This window comes from Burkholderia vietnamiensis LMG 10929 (genome assembly GCF_000959445.1).
In the GTDB taxonomy this organism is placed as follows: domain Bacteria; phylum Pseudomonadota; class Gammaproteobacteria; order Burkholderiales; family Burkholderiaceae; genus Burkholderia; species Burkholderia vietnamiensis.
In genome coordinates, this window is sequence record NZ_CP009632.1 from 1,095,742 (window position 1) to 1,114,703 (window position 18,962).

At 55.8% G+C, this 18,962-nt stretch carries 14 protein-coding genes; 3 read left to right on the forward strand and 11 right to left on the reverse strand.

The features are described from left to right. Nucleotides 1-72 precede the first annotated feature (72 nt). The 3 genes from AK36_RS29605 (at nt 73) to AK36_RS29615 (ending at nt 3,550) form a co-directional block, all read left to right on the forward strand. Nucleotides 73-654: a phosphatase PAP2 family protein gene (locus tag AK36_RS29605; protein ID WP_045579870.1), complete on the forward strand. Its 582-nt coding sequence runs from the start codon at nt 73-75 to the stop codon at nt 652-654. Nucleotides 655-843: 189 nt separating this feature from the next. Beyond that, nucleotides 844-2,109 (forward strand): glycosyltransferase WbuB, encoded by a 1,266-nt coding sequence (locus AK36_RS29610; protein ID WP_045579871.1) that lies wholly within the window; start codon nt 844-846, stop codon nt 2,107-2,109. 31 nt (nt 2,110-2,140) lie between these two features. Further along, nucleotides 2,141-3,550: a UDP-glucose dehydrogenase family protein gene (locus tag AK36_RS29615; protein WP_045579872.1), complete on the forward strand. Its 1,410-nt coding sequence runs from the start codon at nt 2,141-2,143 to the stop codon at nt 3,548-3,550. Between the two features lie 1,318 nt (nt 3,551-4,868). Here AK36_RS29615 and AK36_RS33570 read toward each other — a convergent pair. From AK36_RS33570 to AK36_RS29645, 11 genes are all read right to left on the reverse strand, one after another. Next, entirely contained in the window at nt 4,869-6,578 is a 1,710-nt protein-coding gene (locus tag AK36_RS33570) for a GH39 family glycosyl hydrolase (RefSeq protein ID WP_144410694.1), read from the reverse strand. 11 nt (nt 6,579-6,589) lie between these two features. Continuing rightward, entirely contained in the window at nt 6,590-7,558 is a 969-nt protein-coding gene (locus AK36_RS33575; protein ID WP_144410695.1) for a hypothetical protein, read from the reverse strand. Between the two features lies 1 nt (nt 7,559). Next, a complete protein-coding gene (locus AK36_RS29620) occupies nt 7,560-9,011 on the reverse strand; it encodes a lipopolysaccharide biosynthesis protein (RefSeq protein ID WP_158348970.1) in 1,452 nt (483 codons plus the stop codon). Between the two features lie 78 nt (nt 9,012-9,089). Further along, nucleotides 9,090-9,650 (reverse strand): putative colanic acid biosynthesis acetyltransferase, encoded by a 561-nt coding sequence (locus AK36_RS32285; RefSeq protein ID WP_080938805.1) that lies wholly within the window; start codon nt 9,648-9,650, stop codon nt 9,090-9,092. Between the two features lie 74 nt (nt 9,651-9,724). Continuing rightward, on the reverse strand, nt 9,725-10,894 hold the full coding sequence (locus AK36_RS32290) for a glycosyltransferase (protein ID WP_144410696.1): 1,170 nt from the start codon (nt 10,892-10,894) through the stop codon (nt 9,725-9,727). A 14-nt stretch (nt 10,895-10,908) separates the two neighbouring features. Then, entirely contained in the window at nt 10,909-11,670 is a 762-nt protein-coding gene (locus AK36_RS32295; RefSeq protein ID WP_158348971.1) for a glycosyltransferase family 2 protein, read from the reverse strand. A 19-nt stretch (nt 11,671-11,689) separates the two neighbouring features. Further along, the gene (locus AK36_RS29630) at nt 11,690-13,090 is read right to left on the reverse strand and encodes a hypothetical protein (protein WP_059862331.1); all 1,401 of its coding nucleotides are present in this window, start codon (nt 13,088-13,090) and stop codon (nt 11,690-11,692) included. Between the two features lie 55 nt (nt 13,091-13,145). Beyond that, on the reverse strand, nt 13,146-14,507 hold the full coding sequence (locus tag AK36_RS32300) for a glycosyltransferase (RefSeq protein ID WP_144410697.1): 1,362 nt from the start codon (nt 14,505-14,507) through the stop codon (nt 13,146-13,148). A 101-nt stretch (nt 14,508-14,608) separates the two neighbouring features. Then, nucleotides 14,609-15,559, reverse strand: coding sequence for a GDP-L-fucose synthase family protein (locus AK36_RS29635; protein WP_045579876.1), 951 nt, complete (start codon nt 15,557-15,559; stop codon nt 14,609-14,611). Between the two features lie 5 nt (nt 15,560-15,564). Continuing rightward, nucleotides 15,565-16,683, reverse strand: coding sequence for a GDP-mannose 4,6-dehydratase (gmd, locus tag AK36_RS29640; RefSeq protein ID WP_011880578.1), 1,119 nt, complete (start codon nt 16,681-16,683; stop codon nt 15,565-15,567). 64 nt (nt 16,684-16,747) lie between these two features. Then, complete coding sequence (locus AK36_RS29645) at nt 16,748-18,961, reverse strand: polysaccharide biosynthesis tyrosine autokinase (RefSeq protein ID WP_045579877.1); 2,214 nt, start codon at nt 18,959-18,961, stop codon at nt 16,748-16,750. Nucleotide 18,962: the final 1 nt, after the last annotated feature.

Genomic DNA, 18,962 nt, shown 5'->3' on the forward strand with positions numbered 1-18,962 from the left:
CGGCGCATCGTGCGACCGATCTTTCACGCCACGTGCCGCGGAGATTGCGGCGTCGCGCAGCGAGGACCGCACATGTGGACCGCCATCGGCAACCTCGGTGACGCTGCGCTGACGCTCCCGCTCGCCGCCGTGTGTTTCGCGTGGCTCACGCGCTCGTTGTACGGCTGGCGCATTGCGCTGTCGTGGGCCACGCTGCTCGCCGCGGCGATGTTGCTCGTCGGCGTCACGAAGATACTTCATGCGGGATGCGGCGTGCAGATTCGCGCGGTGCACTTCCGCGCGATCAGCGGGCATGCCCTGCTCGCTGCGGCCGTGTGGCCGATGGCGTGCCTGCTGATGCTGCACGACGGCTGGAACACGCGTACGGTGCGCGCGCTGTTGCCGGGGCTCGCGCTTGCCGCGACGATCGCCGTGGCGCGCGCACGCGACGACGCACATACCACGTCCGAAGTGATGGCCGGCTGGATGCTCGGTGTGCTCGTCACCGTCGTGCTACTGAAACGATGGACGGATGCACCGATCCTGCCGCCCGTATTGCGGCCGCTCGCGGTGGTGTCGGTATGCGCCGTGGCGGCGCTTGCGTATGGACGGCATGCGGCGATTCAGGATGCGATCGACGTGTATGCGCCGGTGGTTTGTGCAAGGGGGATGTGAGCGGGGGACGTGCGCGGAGGTTGCCGGGCTCGACATGCGACCGGCGATGCGCGACGACGCTTGTGGTGCTGCACGGTCGCGGCCGACGATTGGCGGCACCGATCAACATTCTGTCGGACTCGCACGATTGGCATTACCGACAATGAGTTCATCACGCACTGCACCATTTTCTATTTTCGCTGGGAGCCGATGAAGATCCTCGTCTACGGCATCAACTATGCGCCCGAGCTGACCGGCATCGGCAAGTACACCGCCGAGATGGCGGAAACGCTCGTCGAGAAAGGCCACACCGTGCGTGTCGTGTGCGCGCCGCCCTACTATCCCGAGTGGCGCGTCGCCAGCGGTTACTCGGCGCTGCGCTACTCGACCGAAGAGCGCGGCGGCGTCGCGCTCTGGCGTGCGCCGCTGTGGGTGCCGTCACGACCGAGCGGCATGCGCCGCATCGCGCACCTGGCGAGCTTCGCGCTGTCGAGCTTTCCGGTCATGCTGCGGCAGGCGCTGTGGCGGCCCGACGTCGTCGTGTGCATCGCGCCGAGCCTGCTCAATGCACCGGCCGGCTGGCTCGTCGCGCGCCTTACCGGCGCGCATGCGTGGATTCACATCCAGGACTACGAGGTCGATGCCGCATTCAGCCTCGGGATGCTGAAGGGATCGCTGCTCAAGCGTGCGGTGCTTGCGCTCGAACGTACGCTGCTGACGCGGTTCGACACCGTATCGACGATCTCGGGGAAGATGATCGAGCATGCGATGCGCAAGGGCATTCAGCCGCACAAGCTCGTCCATTTTGCGAACTGGGCCGACACGCATTCGATCTATCCGCTCAAGCGGCCGAGCGAGTTGCGGACCTCGCTGTACATCTCTCCCACCGCGACGATCGTGCTTTATTCGGGCAACATGGGTGCGAAGCAAGGGCTCGATATCCTGGCCGACGCGGCGCAACGACTCGTGATGCGAGACGACGTCGTGTTCGTGTTCTGCGGCAACGGGCCGGCGCGTGCGGAGCTTCTGATGCGCTGCGGCGGCCTCAGGAACTGCCGCTTCCTCGAGCTGCAACCGATCAGCCGGCTGAACGAGCTGCTGAATCTCGCCGACATCCATGTGCTGCCCCAGCGTGCCGACGCTGCCGATCTCGTGATGCCGTCGAAGCTGACCGGCATGTTCGCCAGCGGGCGGGCCGTAATCGCGATGGCGAGCCCCGGCACCGAGCTGCATGACGTTGTTGCGCCGCGCGGGATCGTGGTTCCGCCGGGCGATGCCGAAACGCTTGCGTCGTCGATCGACGCGCTCGCCGCGAATGCGGCCGAACGCGCCCGACTGGGGCAGGCCGGGCGCAAATTCGCCGAGGCCGTGCTTTCGCGCGACGCGGTGTTGAGCGCATTCGATGCCAAGTTGCACGCATTGCGTCCCGCGCCGTCCGACGCCGAAGTCCCCGGCGCACGGCATCCGGATTTCTGAAACTGCATTCGACTCTTCTCCATACCGCAACATGAAGATCACCATCATCGGTACCGGCTACGTAGGCCTCGTCACTGGCGCTTGCCTCGCCGAAATCGGCAACGACGTGTTTTGCGTCGACGTCGACCAACGCAAGATCGACATCCTGAACGGCGGCGGCGTACCGATTCACGAGCCGGGCCTGAAGGAGCTGATCGATCGCAATCGCGCGAGCGGCCGGCTGCAGTTCTCGACCGATATCGAAGCAAGCGTCGCGCACGGCGACATCCAGTTCATCGCCGTCGGTACGCCGCCCGACGAGGACGGTTCCGCCGATCTGCAATACGTGCTCGCCGCCGCGCGCAACATCGGGCGCTACATGACCGGCGCGAAGGTGGTGGTCGACAAGTCGACCGTGCCGGTAGGCACCGCGCTGCACGTGCGCGATGCGATCGCGACCGAGCTCACGCGGCGCGGCGCGCGCCATGAATTCTCGGTCGTGTCGAATCCGGAGTTTTTGAAGGAAGGTGCGGCCGTCGACGATTTCATGCGCCCGGACCGCATCGTGATCGGCACCGATTCCGATGAAGCCGGCGAGCGTGCGCGCGAACAGATGAAGCGGCTGTATGCGCCATTCAACCGCAATCATGAGCGGACGCGCTATATGGACGTGCGCTCGGCCGAGTTCACCAAGTATGCGGCGAACGCGATGCTTGCGACGCGCATCTCGTTCATGAACGAGCTGGCGAATCTGGCCGATCGCGTCGGCGCGGATATCGAGGCCGTGCGGCGCGGCATCGGTTCGGATCCGCGGATCGGTTACGACTTCCTGTATGCCGGCGTCGGCTACGGCGGATCGTGTTTTCCGAAGGACGTGCGTGCACTGGTGCAGACCGCTGCCGAATACGGTCAGTCGCTGCGGATTCTGGAAGCCGTCGAAGCGGTCAACGATGCGCAGAAGAAGGTGCTGCTCGAGAAGATTTCGGAGCGATTCGGGGAAGATCTGTCGGGGCTCACATTCGGGCTGTGGGGGCTGGCGTTCAAGCCCAATACCGACGACATGCGCGAGGCGCCGAGCCGCGATCTGATCGCCGGGCTGCTGAAGCGTGGTGCGAGCGTTCGCGCTTACGATCCGGTTGCGACGGAGGAAGCGCGGCGTGTGCTCGCGCTCGATCTTGGCGATGATCCTGGGGCGCATGCAAGGCTTCAGTTCGTCGCGACGTCGGAAGAGGCAGCGGCCGGCGCCGACGCGCTGGTGATCGTCACGGAGTGGAAGGTGTTCAAGAGCCCGAATTTCGCGGCGCTGGTGGAATTGCTGAATGAGCCGGTGATCTTCGATGGGCGGAATCTTTATGAGCCGGAGGCGATGGGGGAGTTGGGGGTTGAGTATTACAGTATTGGGCGGCCGGATGTGGGTGCGGCGCAAACAGAGGAAAAAACACTGAGGATCGCACAGCGATAAAACGGATCAGTGAAGTCGGGGGCCCGTCCGTGGCCCCGGCAAAAACGCAATAGACAACTCTGGTGCGTGCGTTTTTTTCTCCGAGCGCGGTAAGCTCTGCCCGAAAATTTTTCCACCGAATGGGGCTGGCCAAATACCCCCTCCTGAGCGTTCAATCTCACCGTGGTAACGTCACTACTCCATTTCGGTTTTACTGAGTGTTGGCGTGCTACGGCGACCGCGGTCAAATTTAGTCGACGCCAGATGTGTGAGAGCCGTTAACTGATCGTGGACGAAAGCGTTGTTCACCGAGATGATCGATGGCTTGCGGTCCATGTCTCAGCCCCCACGCACGGAATCTCAGATCTTTCGCTCAAGTCGGACACGACATATGGTCGAGCGCCAGGCCGCCAATGGGTGGGAGAACTCGTCATGCACCGAGCCCGCGCCCGCGTCAACAGTCTCGTTGCGGCCCGTTGGCGGCCCATGAAGCTGCCGCGCGAATCGATTTATGAGGGTGCGCAAGATCCGTCGCCAATGCAGTAATCGCCGGTATGTGTCGCCGGCGTCTACGATCTGATCGCCTCCCCGCCGTTCTCTCGACCTATTTGTTACAAATCACCACGGCGAGCGGTATACGTCTGATCGACCGCCGTTCGAATCTGACGCGCCTGTCGAATTGAGCGGTGACGATATGGATGATGAAGAACGAACCACGTCGCGCCCACGTCCGCTTATAAGAAGAGACGCAGTTCCTTTTTTCCCCCGTCGAACAGGGGCATCGACCGACGAAGTATTGGCCGCATCACTGGATCCAGCACCGACCATTGCTTGCTCTAGCGCGACGCCCGAGTCATTGTCACCTGACACGCCGCGTGGCACCAAGCTATCACCCAGGGTAGCCTGATATTCATAGTCTGGAGGGCCGCCGAGTACATAGTCGGTTGATGGCACATGAGGAGCGACGTTCGCTCGGCCCTTGCGGAAGGAGCCTCCAACTCCACTACGAACACGCGACTTGCATGCACCAAAACTGCTATCCGAGCTCCTGTCACGCGGAGCACCTAGCAATGGATTCAGTGATATATCGTCACCGGGCTGCACACGGCTCCCATGACTATGCGACAACGTTCCAGCTTGCGTCGGTTGGACAACAGCCTGCGCCAATGTCGCCGTCGAACTGAACGAAATAAAAATGGCTGCCAGATCGATTGCGATGTAAATTCGCTTCATAATTTCACTCGCCTAATCTACACGCCATAATATTAAAATAATCTTGCAATACTTTATTCACGAGATCACCCCATGAAAATAATCAACCAATGCACCTTCGAGTCACTCAATTTACGCGTGATATTTCTATCAGAGTCACCGATGACGAAGGAAGTTTAACGACGGGCAAGCCAATCTCGCCCGATGAGACACGCATTAATCTATCACCCACCTTTGTCAACTCGCACGCGGCCGTGCATGGACGGGTCCCTTCAATATTTTGCTCCGGGTCGCTACTATTCAATGCGTCAATAGCGTATTGAGATATCCGCACATTGATTAGCGATCTATCTATATTTCTAACAACTGTAGCAATCGACGTTTCCTTTGACAAATCCGTGTTTGATCTGAAATCCCAATCTGAATTTATTGCCATTATCGTAATCTTCGATCGATCGGCGCTAGCAATGACGCGTGTATGGGGATTATCACCGTCCACATACACACCTCGATCCGCCATTTTTGAAAATGCAAGTGCGACGTTGTAAAGTGGTTTTGGCGTTCGACCGTCGGACAGGAGCAAAGCCGGCCATGCCCGATTTTCTCGACCTCCGGGGCTGCCAGGCTCATCACGCAATACGAGTAGCATCCCTTCGTCAACGCCGCTTTCCGCCATCGCCACCATGAACAGCGCGGACCACGCTGCCCCGACATTGTTTCCGTTGATCGGGTACGCGTGGGCGTCTACGTTAGAACTCGGGCCCCATTCCGTCACATACAGAGACGTATTTTTCAGACCGGCGGTTGCCAGCAATCTGCGATAGTAGGTCACTCGTTGTGCGACGGACGGGTATGGCCCCGTGCCCTCAGCTCCCGGCAATGCGTCTTGATCTCCATACGAGTGGAACGAAAAAAAATCGAGCCGAAGTTTGTTCCTGGCGACATCGGCAATGAACTGTTTCGCCCAATCGACTTGGCCATAGCTCAGCGTGTAAGGAGTAATTGCAGGCCCGCCTACACGAAATAGTGAAGACGGATATTCCCTAGCTAGTCTGTCCGCCGCGTTAGACCACAGAGTGTAAAGCTGTAGATATTTCGCATAGCTCGACATGCCGCCTTTCGCACCCGATTCGTGCGAAAGCCAACGTGTGCCGGAAGTGTCGGGCTCGTTGCCGACCTCAAATGATGCCGACGAAAATCCCTGCTGCACTACCACGTAATGCAATAGCGAATAGGCATAGTCCGCATAAGCCTTCTTATCGAGTGTCGGGCCAGCAGAGTCGGAGGCAAAAATCAGCGCAGAAGGCGGCGTCTTTTGTCCGACAACAATGTGGGGAATCAAATGGTATTTTCGGCAATCTGCAAGAGCGAGCGTCAGCCTTCTAAAATCGTATTCAGACACATAGCCATCGACTTTACCCGAAATCTCAACATTGCTTTCAATATTTATCAGTCGAATATTTTTTATGCCGATTGGCTTCATTCGCCCCCATGTATCCTGTGAAATCGGCCGTTCCCACGATGCACCATCTAGATATCGTCTAATATTTGCGATATTGCGATCACCGGCCATCGCCGGATGACGAGCAACATCGACATTAATAATAATTTTCTGCGACGACCCGTGCTGCGCTATTGTGCCGCCATCGCCTGCTGTCGATGCACTCGCCGCAGCACCATAAGCACATGTCGCGACCAAACACACTACAAACATCGATTTAATTCCGGACAACGTGGGCCTGACCATCTCACACCATTCATTGAAAGGGAAAATTTTCATTAAATCCACCCCACTATTGAATTGGACGGCGCAGCAAATCAATTTATCTTCAACCACCACCAAATTACTTAATTATCTCTTGCCCTGCAAGCTCGGATATGCCGCAAGGCCTCAGGATAGCGCTCAAAGCACGCTCTCATCTGCTTATCATTCTGACCGCCGTCGACGTTCTCGATGAATAGCGCATGCCTCTGCGTGTCGGGTGTCGAAAGAAACTCGACATTTCGCGGACTAACGCGAACGCATCGAACGTCGCTGACGAGGCTGCAGAGCTTGAACCAGATATCGTCGGAGGTAGGAGCAAGTTCCATGAAAAGAGTAGGATCCATCAGCTCGCGTGCCAGACTGGCTGGAGGATACAATACGCCACTACAACCAGTGGGCATCAGCGAATAATTTGGTTCTGCACCGCTTACTGGTCCGCGCTCGTAAATTCTTTTATAGGAATCGACAGTGCCAGTTCGGTCCAGATTGAGGTCATGACCACGATAGCAAACGATACAACCCGGGTTGTCTTTACTCGCATCGAGGAGATTCTTCAGCCATTTATTAGGGTATAAGATATCATCGTCTGCAGTTACTATCGGTACGTCGTATCCCTGAATTATTGTGTAGTAAAGCTTTTTATACGATTTCAAGTTTTCTTCGTGAAAAAAAACCTTAAGACCTCGTCGCCGCAGTCGTTCAATCGCGGCCGGCAACCGGCCACCTATTTTCAGCATGTCACTATTCGCAAGATGGAGATGTACTTCGTATTGGACTCCACGTTGAGCAAACAGCGATTCCAGCGTGAGGAAGGCGGTATTAATGCGCTTGTGAAATGTCGTCAATGAAACTATCACTTGCACATCGCCATGCGGAAGCGTCTTACGTTTTATTCTATTGGCGCAGGAATACCAGATTCCGAGCACAAGCGCACAAGCCGCCTTCCATCTAAGCTTTAGGAAAAATCTGATACCATTCCAAATTCTAAAATCCATCGCCGCGACCTCAAAAATAGAATCCGATGGACGATAACGATCGTCCGAATACAACACATTAAACAGCTCGCCGCCTGACCCAAGTATTCATTACAAACGCAATGTCACCCGTCAAAACTGTAGCAATGAAATAGAGGATCGATATGACTAAAATCTTCACCACGAGCGTCATAGCGACTCCGAGCTGCGCGATGTTTAGATACGGATCGAGTGATAGACATAACAATCCGACAATCATAGCGCCGGCAACGCACTTGCTCGATGGCATAAATAAATCAATCACACGCATTCCGAAGCCTTTTCTCGCAAGGATCCAAAAACCCTGTATCGCGTTCAGAAAAAACCCAGCGACCAACAGCCAAGAAAGGACGTGCAGGTCCCGTGACACAACGCCGACCAAAATCGCACCGACAGTAGTCAATGTCGAGATCAATCCAGTCTTAAATAACAGATCTGTGCGACCGAGAGCCTGATACACCGCGCCTGTCGACGACAATACAATTTGCACACCAATCGAATAGCTAAGGATGTAAAATATCGTAATTGCGCCCGGCCATTTCACCCCATAGAAAACCAGAATAATCTCTTTCGCACATATCACACTGACAACCTGGACAAGTCCGCCAATGACAATGAGGGTGCGCAATAGGTTTTGATAAGACGAAAAAACCATTTTTCTGTCTTGCTGATATGCTGCGTAGACCGGTTGGATCGCAGGTCCGACGACACTGGTCAAATTCGACACGGGCATCAGCATCAGTCTATACGACATGTCGTACAGACCCAATGAAGTCACTCCCATTACCTTACCAATGAGCAGCTTATCGAGATTACGCGTAAAATAGTTCAGTACGTTGAACAAGAATTGGTAAGTTGAATATGCAAACACGTGACGCATACCACGAATCGACGACGTGTACCGGTAGGGCAGTTCGGAGACACCAATAAAAAATATGAACATCAAAAATGCGTATGTCGCGCTTTTGACGACCAGTGCAAAAACGCCCAATCCATAATATGCACCGCCGATGGCAATCGCTCCTGAAATCACAGCAGAGAATACCTCGATCATCACTATTGCGCGAAAACGCTGTGCTCGTCTCAGCAGCGCCAGCGGCACTATTGTCCAGCAGGAAAACGCTATGGTTAGGCCAAGTCCAAACGAAATGTGTACATATTCCGCATTGTCGTAGAGCCGAGCGATAAGCGGCCCACAAGCCGCAAAGACCGCTCCGGCAAAAGCTCCGATGCCCACTGTCACCCAGAATAACCCAGCTATTTGAGATCGATCTAGATCACGAAATTGCACGATAGCAGGGCCCAGCCCCATTTCACTGACAAACGAAAAGAACGTCACCAGAACAGAAACGATAGCCATCACGCCGAACTCCGCCGGACTTAGGACGCGGGCCAGCATACCGGTGACAACAATCTGGACAATAATGTTCGCATATCGGCCAATGAAATTCGTCGACAGACTTTTCCGCAACGCATGATTAATATTTGACATCGCTCTGTCCACGTCTAGATTGGCATCCACGTTCAAAAACTGTCTTCCGATCCGCATAATCCGGTGTGTTCGCAGACTTCAATTGCTTTCTCGCGGTTTGACCGGGCGGCATGGACTGCCAACACACACGGTCCACGCAGGCAAGTCCTGAAACACCGAACTACGCGCACCGACGACCGCTCCTCGGCCGACCACTGTTCCCGGAGCAACAAATACATCGGCAGCGAGCCACGCCTGTTCCTCGATAATGATTGGCCGCCCGCGAATTGGGAACGAAGCATCGCGATAATCATGATCGCCAGCGCAGAGATAGCTGCGTTGCGAAATGACAGCGTGCGCCTGTACTTCGATTTCTCCGAGGCTGTAAAGTACCGCGTCATCCCCAATCCAGGAGAAGTCGCCAATCGATACTTTCCACGGATAGGTAATTGTGACCTTTGGCCGGATCACGGTATTCACACCGACCTTCGCACCGAAGCAGCGGAGTAACCACGCGCGGAAACCATACGCAAGCTGGGGGGAATGACGAAAGACCGTTGCCTGCACAAGCCACCAAAGTTGTACAAACCATGCCGACCGCCCCCGGAAACCATCTGGCACGCGAAATTTCGACAAATCCTGCCGGCGTTTATCAGACATGTTCTTTCCAGTTTCCATTATCTGTTACAGACTGACATAATTCGATCACGGGATACCCAGCGACATATCCACCGTCAGTTGGAGTACTTTTCGACATGGAATCGATCATTTTTTTTCAATGCGAGAATTGACATATAATTCTCGCTTGCGCGTTCGATATGAAATTTCGTTTCGAAGCACAGCGACGCAGCTTTCCTCATAGCATCACGCTCGCCGTCCGACAAAGAAGCCCATTTCGACAGCATCGTCAGAACTCCTTCAACGCTATCGTCGTCTGCGATTCCAGCGCCACTCTCGACGATCTCATGCCAGATATTTACTTTGTTGGTAATCAACGTTGGAATTCCGCATGCCAAAGCTTCAATCACTGCGATCCCGAAATTTTCTTGATGTGACGGCAGGCAGAAAACATCGGCCGAACGGAGCAGCGACCATTTTTCCATCCCACTAACCATGCCGCACCAAGTCACTCGATCCGCAATTTGCAATCTATGCGCTCGTTCCTTCAGGCGACGGACCAGCGAGGCTTCCCCTGGGCCGGCAATCACCAGTTCATATTCGGGACGTATGCTCGCGAGATTGGCGAAGGCCTCGAGCAGCAAGTCGCAACCTTTTTTTTCATGGATCCGGCTAAGAAAGACAATCTTTTTCGCCGTAGACCTAATGCCAGTTGCGTTCTTTGGCACCGCTACCTCGGGTGGGCGGGCCGTACCCAGCACGGAAATCACCTCATTGACTTCATAAAATGGGAATGATTCTCGCGCGAGTAACCGCTCCGCTTCACATGTAAAAATTACGGACGCCGCGCGCTTGAGCAAGTGTCGTTCGATCAAACACCAGTAAGCGAGCTTCTTGATGTGCTTCAGCGGATACGTCCGCTTGAACCAAGGATCGAGCATACCGTGCGAGAACACATGGTACCGGACACCACGCAAACCGAGTGCAATCAGCGCCGCTGCTCCGTGAAACTGCCAGAGGCCGTCGATAACTACGGCATCGAATGATCGCGCGTTTTGGTACAACCAGTGCACGAGACGGAGGTTGCATCTGTAGCCGCCGAAACCGCGACCAAGCTGAGTGACGCTAGCAAAATGATTGCTGTTCGTCATAACGCTCGGATCGTCCAGCGTCACGAGATGAATGCTATGACCGTCGATCGAAAGTTGTGCCGAGAGTCGAGTGACAAACTCGATCGGGCCGCCGCTGGTGGGATCAGCAGACGGGATGACATGGAGGATTTTCACGGCGCTTTCCCGGATCAAAAAAACTTGAATAAACTTGTCTTAATACACCACTTTGCCTGCGCCCAACATTTTTCCCATCCGGCAATTAAACGATCACGACCGCCTGCTGACACTTTCGCGAGATATGTTTCATTAAATATGCGTGAATTCGCCTGACTTATACCGCCCGCAGCCATAATTGCGGTGATTTTCTCAAAATACCCCGCAGCCAATCTTTCCCGAGGTCGTAGCAGCAGCTCGTAGTCTCCGCATATCTTGAATTGCTCATCGAAAAATCCATATCTTGAAAATAGATCCCGGTGGTGGAGCGATCCAACGTGCGCAACATTCATATATCTTTTGAATGTGCGCCATTTCCACGCCTGCCCGATCTCGCGACGACGCCCGCGCTTATCTACTAGCAGCGCCTTCGACGATACATAGTGAAAACTCGGGTTTGCATCGATAAACTGAATGTAGTCTGAAATCGCACTATCCAACAGCACGTCGTCAGCGCCGATGAAACACAGCCATTCGCCGCTCGCGAGTCGAATGCCCTTGTTCCAGGCGTCGTAAATTCCGTTATCTTTTTCGCTGACGAACTTGTCAATGTCCGCGGACGAATCCTCCAGCTCCTTCAGCGTTCCATCGGTCGAGTTTCCGTCGACTATGATCAGTTCCGTGTTCTTATACGTTTGGCGCGAGACACTCTCGATCGCTCGCCGAACTGTCTGGACACAATTAAACGTTGCAATGATAACGCTCACAAGCGGTCCGTCTTTTAGGGGTTCGCTCACGATAAATCCATCCAGGTAATTAGCGCAAAAATTGTGGTGAGTGTGTATTTATCGGGACACGTTGCTGCCGCGATGATGCAACTATGCCTAGCAATACGTACAACAGCGGATCGAAATACTGGCCAGATCGGAGGATGTACATAAACAGCACGGACAACAGTGATATCACAAAGCACAAGCGTATCAATGCGATCGTATCCAGTGGTGCACCACCTGCAGTGCGAAGCACATCGCGCCGAGATTTTCGTGACGCGAAAATAAATATTGAAATGAAGCTCACAAAACCTATTACGCCAGTCTCCGATAGCAGACGCGCCCCCAAGCCCGCAGCATCATCCGCGTTTAGCCGATATAGCGTTCGATTTAAAAATACAACGCCCGGAGCAAACTGGTCATACGCGAACCCATGCGACCCCACCCCACCACCGAACAAAATATCTTGCTCCAAATTTTCAATGGCGACCTGCAGATTCGAACTTACCGCCAGTGCGGTGATCTGCTCCGTTTCGACGTGCTTTCCACCAATGCCAGCATCCGGATTCCAAAGCAGCGACATAGTGTTCAACTTGGACTCAAACTGAGGGCCAGCCATTTTTGCGAACAAGATGATGCTAAGCCCGATGATTAAAACTGACACCAATCCGACCACGATGGTTTTAGGCTTTATTTTTCCACCAAAGGTGAACAGTATTGCTACGGTTACCACGAGCTGAATCAGACCCAAGATCGAGAATGCGACAAAGAAACCCGCAACGATGCAAATCGCGGCCCAAATTGGCACTATCCGGCGCATCGCCTGTTTCGCCGAGCGTCCCATCAACCCGAGACGCGCGAATGCGAAACTCAGGACAAAACCCAAATAGCGTGTGAAGTGTGCGGGCTCGGAAGCCCACGAGTTCGCCCGAACGAATGGACCGATACTTCCGCCGCCCCGCCAAATATCGCCACCCGACATCACATTCAGAAAATCGAACCCTAAAATATTGGTATTTCTGGTAACATTCCAAACAACGAATTGAACAATCGCAAACAACGCAAAAAAACCAAATGATTTCACGGATATTTCCGCGATCTTGACGAGCAGGGTCGGTTTACGGGAAATCTCATGAGAAATGATCGCGCTCATAAGGAGCGCGACACAAATACCACCGATCTGAATACCCCCTTTCGTCAAAACTTTGTCACCATAAGGACTTAAAACGAGCCCGAGAATGATGGACGCGAAAAACACGCATACGGTCAATCGAGTGCCGGCACCGAAAGCAGGCCCTCTTCCCTGCGACAGAAATAGTCTCAAGAACCCGAGCATCGCAAGCGACAGCATGATCAACTGCGTAATGTTCACATATGAACCACCAAAATAGCGCCCCACCGTATAGTACGGAATAGAGGCAACCATTAATGATACGAGCGAGGCCATATGGGTTATTCGAAATTTATTGACGAACTGGTTCGAGATTTAACCACTACCATTCTTACTGCTTTGCCAGTATTTTTTCGTATAGCGATTTATATTGGTTTGCCACGACCGAATATGAAAATTTCTCGACCGCAGACTTCCGCGCGTTCAATGAAAGCATCTTCATGACCGTCTCGTCCGATAGGGCCCATCGGATCCCAGCCGCGAGATCCTCTGCGTCGTTTGGTCGGGCGAGCCATCCCGTTTTCCGATGTGAAACAATATCGGCCACGCCGGTATTTGCAAATGCCACGACGGGCGTACCACACGCGTGTGCCTCAGAGGCCGTCTGCCCAAAGGCCTCTTGCCTTGATGGCACGACCATCAAGTCTGCGGCACTGTACAACGTTCGCAGGCTGACATCGTCACTCAAATGACCAAGCCAATGAACCGGAAAGCCGAATTCAGGCGCATTCCGAGGCGCGGCCTGACCAAATACCAAGAGTTCGGTATCCCTCAGCTCACCGCGAAGCAAATTGAGTGCGCTAAACAGGAGATCGATCCCCTTACGCGGATCCTTCCCACCGCCCATTGCACCAAATGCCAAGAGCTTCTTGTCACTCGGCAAGCCGAAAATGCTCTTTGCTACGCCGCGGTCAACGGGTCGCCATACGTCAGTATTCAGCGCGTTGGGAATAACGGTGACGGGCCATTCTTTCATAATGGGACTGTCGCTTACCCTTTCCGCTAACCATCGGGTCGTCGCTACGACATTGATGGGGCGCGTCCACGCGCGGGATTTGCGCATCCAGGTCATCCGATTCGCGAAGGAGTATCGCTCATTACCGTGCTTCGTTTGATAGCCATCGGTATATCCGATACCATCCTGAAGATCCGGATAATGTTCTGAACCGCACATTGGCCATAGGTCCGGGAAACGCCATACGAGTGGCTTTCGGATGCGGCCGATGTCTTCGATAGACAAACAGTCCGCGCCCATCCAGTGGAAATTCAGCAGATCAAACGTCTCAATGCGTCGATCACGCGACAATCTTGACGGAAGCAAATTTACCGAATGCGGAATCAGCGAGGTGTCCGCTCCGAGCCATCGGGCAATGCGGCCGCCAACCGCTGGACGCCCGAATCGATCAAACCCTCTGGCGAGCGCCGTCTGAGAAAACGTGATGACTCGGTCGTCGTCGAGACCTTTATGGCGGCAGAGGAAGTAAGTATCCAGCCCAACATCGGCCTGCGCCCGGAAGCAGCGGTAGGAAGCGCGCGCAGCCCCACCCGCCGAATCCGAATATGAAACGTGTAATATCTTCAAGATAGTTTCCCAATACAAGTCACGAATCACCGCCTCGGACGCGGGTGAGTTTCCGCTGGGCAACACTTGGAAGCGAGGCCTTACGGCCACGCCGATCGTGGCCGTCAGCACGCTGCATCGTCCTTATTACGGGGAATGCGATACCAGGAATACTCCAGTAATTAAGTTGAAGTAGACGACAAAATGCCAAAGCAATGCTCTCGAGCCCCCGCTCAAATTGCATGCATTACACGAACCTCGTCGCGCTGGAGGAATTCCTGATACGTCGACGCCAACCCTTCACGCAACCCGATCTTTGCGCGCCAGCCGAGCTGCGCGAGCAGGCCGACGTCGAGCAATTTCTGAGGGGTGCCATCCGGCTTCGTGGTATCGAACTCGATACGTCCATTGAACCCAACCGCCTGCATCGCCTCGCGGGCGAGTTCTTCGATCGTGACGTCCGAACCGCATCCGACGTTGTACAAGCCCGACTCCAAACCGACCTCGAGAGCGAAGATCGTCGCATCAGCCATATCGTCCACATGCAGGAACTCGCGCCGCACGCGGCCGGTTCCCCATACGGTCAGGCTCTCGCGCCCCTCGACCTTTGCTTCGTGAGCCTTACGGAGCAGAGCAGGCAACACATGACTCGTCCGCAGATCGTAGTTGTCGTTCGGCCCATAAAGGTTCGTCGGCATCAGCGAAATGTATCGCGTCCCGTACTGTCGGTTATACGATTCGCAAAGCTTGATACCCGCGATCTTCGCGATAGCGTAGGGCTCATTGGTCTTTTCCAGCGGGCCACTCAACAGGTACGCTTCCTTGATCGGCTGCGGGCAGTCGCGCGGATAGATGCACGATGAGCCGAGAAACACCAGACGCTGCACCCCTGATCGATACGCGGCATGAATGACGTTCGCCTCGATCATCAGGTTCAGGTACAGAAAGTCCGCCGGATAGGTATCGTTAGCCAAAATGCCGCCAACCTTTGCGGCGGCCAGCACGACGACCTCGATTGCCTCTTTCCGGAAAAACTCCTCGACGGCGTTCTGATTCGTCAGATCCAGTTCCGAACGCCCGCGCGTGACGACATTGACATACCCCCTCGCGTCGAGATTCCGTACGACTGCCGAACCGACCATTCCACGGTGACCGGCGACGAAGATTCGAGTGTTCTTGTTCATGGCGCTCACTCGTTGTATTCGAACGTCTTGAAACCCGCGAGAGTCACGAGGGCGTCGCGCTTCGCCACCTGATAGTCCGCGCGTACCATTTCGGTGACCAGCGACTCAAACGATGTCGTCGGCTTCCAGCCCAGCTTTTCATGTGCCTTGGTGGGGTCGCCCAACAGCGTCTCGACCTCGGTCGGGCGGAAATAGCGCGGATCGACACGCACGATCACGGCGCCGGGCTTCACTTTTGCCTCCGAGCCTTCCACCTTGTCGACGATGCCGACCTCGTCAACGCCTTCGCCGTCGAATCTCACGGTAATACCGAGCTCGGCAGCCGCCTGCTTGACGAAGTCCCGCACGCTGTACTGAACCCCCGTCGCGATAACGAAGTCTTCAGGTTGCTCTTGCTGCAGCATCAGCCACTGCATCTCGACGTAATCGCGCGCGTGGCCCCAGTCGCGCAGCGCCGACATGTTCCCGAGGTAAAGGCAGTCCTGCAGGCCGGCGGCAATACGTGCGATGGCGCGCGTGATCTTGCGCGTCACGAAGGTCTCGCCACGCACCGGCGATTCATGATTGAACAGGATGCCGTTGCACGCGTAGATTCCATATGCCTCGCGGTAGTTGACGGTGATCCAGTACGCATACATCTTCGCGACCGCATACGGGCTGCGCGGGTAGAACGGCGTCGTCTCCTTCTGCGGAATCTCCTGCACGAGACCGTAAAGCTCCGACGTCGACGCCTGGTAAAAGCGCGTCTTCTTCTCGAGCCCGAGAATCCGGATCGCCTCCAGGATACGAAGCGCGCCGATACCGTCCGCGTTCGCCGTGTATTCCGGTTCCTCGAACGACACGGCAACGTGACTCTGCGCCGCGAGGTTGTAAATCTCGTCAGGCTGCACACGCTGGATGATGCGCACGAGGCTCGTCGAATCGGTCAGGTCGCCGTGATGGAGCACGAAGCGCCGGTCCGACACGTGAGGATCTTGATAGAGATGATCGATGCGGTCGGTATTGAACAGAGAGGCACGGCGCTTGATGCCATGCACCTCGTAACCCTTGTTAAGCAGCAGCTCTGCGAGGTATGAGCCGTCCTGCCCCGTTACGCCGGTAATCAAAGCAACTTTACGATTCATGATTCGATGCTCCTAAATGGACGTGCCCTGTGTGTCGATTGCAAAAACACATTCGCGATGTTGTTCACTCTGAAACGCTTTCGTATCCGTAGTAACCGGAGTAATAGCTGCCGTAACCGAATCGATGCCGCGGTACGTCCGTCAGCAACGCCCCCTTCAGGGCTGCGCCGCCGCCGCGCAGGCGGTTCGCGCATTCGACGAGCTCCGCCCGCGGGTGCTGTCCATGCCGGACGACGAGCAGCGTCGCTCCCGCATATCGGCCGATCACCGTGGAGTCGGTGACGGCAAGCACCGGCGGCGTGTCGATGATCACGACGTCGTAGCGCCGCGACACTTCATCGAGAAGCCTCTTGAACTGGTCGCTCAGCAGTAGCTCTGCGGGATTCGGCGGCAGCGATCCCTTCGGAAGCAGGTCGACACCGGTGACGACGTCGCGCTGAATCGCGTCGTCGAGGTTGAATCCCGTGATGACGTCGGATAGGCCGGGTTGCTTGGACACGCCAAGATACGAATGAACGTTGCCGCGGCGCATGTCCGCATCGATCAGCAGTACGCGCGTACCGCTGCTCGCGATAACGGCCGACAGGTTCACGGACACGAACGACTTCCCGACATCCGGCCGAGGGCCGGTAATCACGATCACGTTATTGGTGGAATCGAGCAGGCCAAACTGCAACGCCGTTCTCAAGCTACGAATGCCCTCGGTAGCGAGATCCTCGGTCTCGAGCGCTGCCAGCACATGCGGGCCTGGCAGCCCTCGATCCATCGCCTGCTGCAGGTTGATCTGCGCCTGGCTATGAGGAATCGTGGCGTAGACCGGCAGATCGATCGCCTTCTCGATTTCATCGCTGTGCTTCAGCCCGCCAAACAACGCGTGCTTCGCAAACGCCGTCACGGTACCGATCACGAGCCCGAACAACGCGGCCAACACGATGATGAGCGGCCGTTTCGGCTTCACCGGCTCGTCGGCAGCCACTGCGAAGTCCACGACACGGACATTGCCGACCTGGCCTGCCTTGACGATGCGCAGCTGTTGCGCGTTATCGAGCAGGCTGGTGTAAAGCTCCGTATTCACGCGCACGTCCCGCAACAGGCGCAATGCAGATTGCTCGGTATCCGGCAGCGTCAGCACGCGCTTGTTCAACTGCTCCTGCTGCGCATTGAGAGCCGCGATTTGCGCGGTCAGTGCCGCGACCGCCGGATGTTCGCCCGTGAAGCGTTGCGCCATCTCGACACGCTGCTGCTCGAGATCGACGAGCTTCGTCTTGCCTTCGACGATCTGCTGGAGCAGAAGACGGCTTTCCTCGGTCAGATCGACGGTGCCCTTCTGGTTGCGAAATGCGTTGTATCGGTCTTCCGACTGGTCCAGTTGCTTGCGCAACTGCGGCAATTGCTGTTCGAGGAACGCAAGCGTGTGTTCCGCCTCGGCCGATTTCCGGTCGATGTTCTGCTGGACGTACGTGGATGCGAGCGTATTGAGGATCGCTGCAGTGCGAACGCTGTCCGAGCCATCCAGAGATGCGCCGATCACACCGGATTGCTTCGTCTTTTCGGCGATGACGAGCGCGTCCTGCAGACGTTTGATGGTTGCCTGTGTCGACGCGCGGGTGAGAACGAAATCCGTGTTCGGCCGCGCGCGAAGGTGCGCAACGACGAGTTCCACCGGACCGTACTGGTCCGCACCGCGTGCAAGCTGGCCGACGGTGCCCTTCAGGACGACATCGCCTTCCGGATTGACGAGCTCGTAATGGCTGTCGTCACGGGCAACGAGCTGATACTTGGCGTCATAGCGATCTTTCGGCACCTCGAACCGCGTGACTTCGATCTTCTCGCCGCCCCACGCGAAGCGCGTCATCCCGAACCATGGAGTCGCCAGTTTCTGGCTGCCCGCGATGCGCGCCGCCAAGCCTCCGATCACCGGAAAATAGCGCGGCTGCGCCGAGATATCGAGGTGCAATGCTTCGACTGTGTGACCGACCACGAGGCGCGATCGAATCAGCTCGATCTCCGCGTCAGCGGTCTGCTTCGTATCGAAGATCGAGGCAAGCTCGCCCAATGCGTTCTGCGTCGAATTGGCACTGTCCTCGACCTGAATCATCACGTCGGCCCGATAGGCCGGCTTCGCGACGAACGCGTATACCGTGCCGAGCAGAAGGATGAATGCGGCAATCGCGAAGATGAGTTTCCAGTTCTCGGCGACGACCGCGACATAGTCGGACAGGTGAATCTCGTCACCGTCTTGCATGTCGATGATTCTCGATTTATTTACGGATTCCATA

Excerpts from the sequence above, each read along its gene's own strand:
- AK36_RS29605 (WP_045579870.1), top strand. The coding sequence starts at position 73 with ATGTGGACCGCCATCGGCAACCTCGGTGACGCTGCGCTGACGCTCCCG.
- AK36_RS29645 (WP_045579877.1), bottom strand. The coding sequence starts at position 18,961 with ATGGAATCCGTAAATAAATCGAGAATCATCGACATGCAAGACGGTGAC.
- AK36_RS29615 (WP_045579872.1), top strand. The coding sequence starts at position 2,141 with ATGAAGATCACCATCATCGGTACCGGCTACGTAGGCCTCGTCACTGGC.
- AK36_RS29635 (WP_045579876.1), bottom strand. The coding sequence starts at position 15,559 with ATGAACAAGAACACTCGAATCTTCGTCGCCGGTCACCGTGGAATGGTC.
- AK36_RS29610 (WP_045579871.1), top strand. The coding sequence starts at position 844 with ATGAAGATCCTCGTCTACGGCATCAACTATGCGCCCGAGCTGACCGGC.
- AK36_RS29620 (WP_158348970.1), bottom strand. The coding sequence starts at position 9,011 with ATGTCAAATATTAATCATGCGTTGCGGAAAAGTCTGTCGACGAATTTC.
- AK36_RS32285 (WP_080938805.1), bottom strand. The coding sequence starts at position 9,650 with ATGTCTGATAAACGCCGGCAGGATTTGTCGAAATTTCGCGTGCCAGAT.
- gmd (WP_011880578.1), bottom strand. The coding sequence starts at position 16,683 with ATGAATCGTAAAGTTGCTTTGATTACCGGCGTAACGGGGCAGGACGGC.
- AK36_RS29630 (WP_059862331.1), bottom strand. The coding sequence starts at position 13,090 with ATGGCCTCGCTCGTATCATTAATGGTTGCCTCTATTCCGTACTATACG.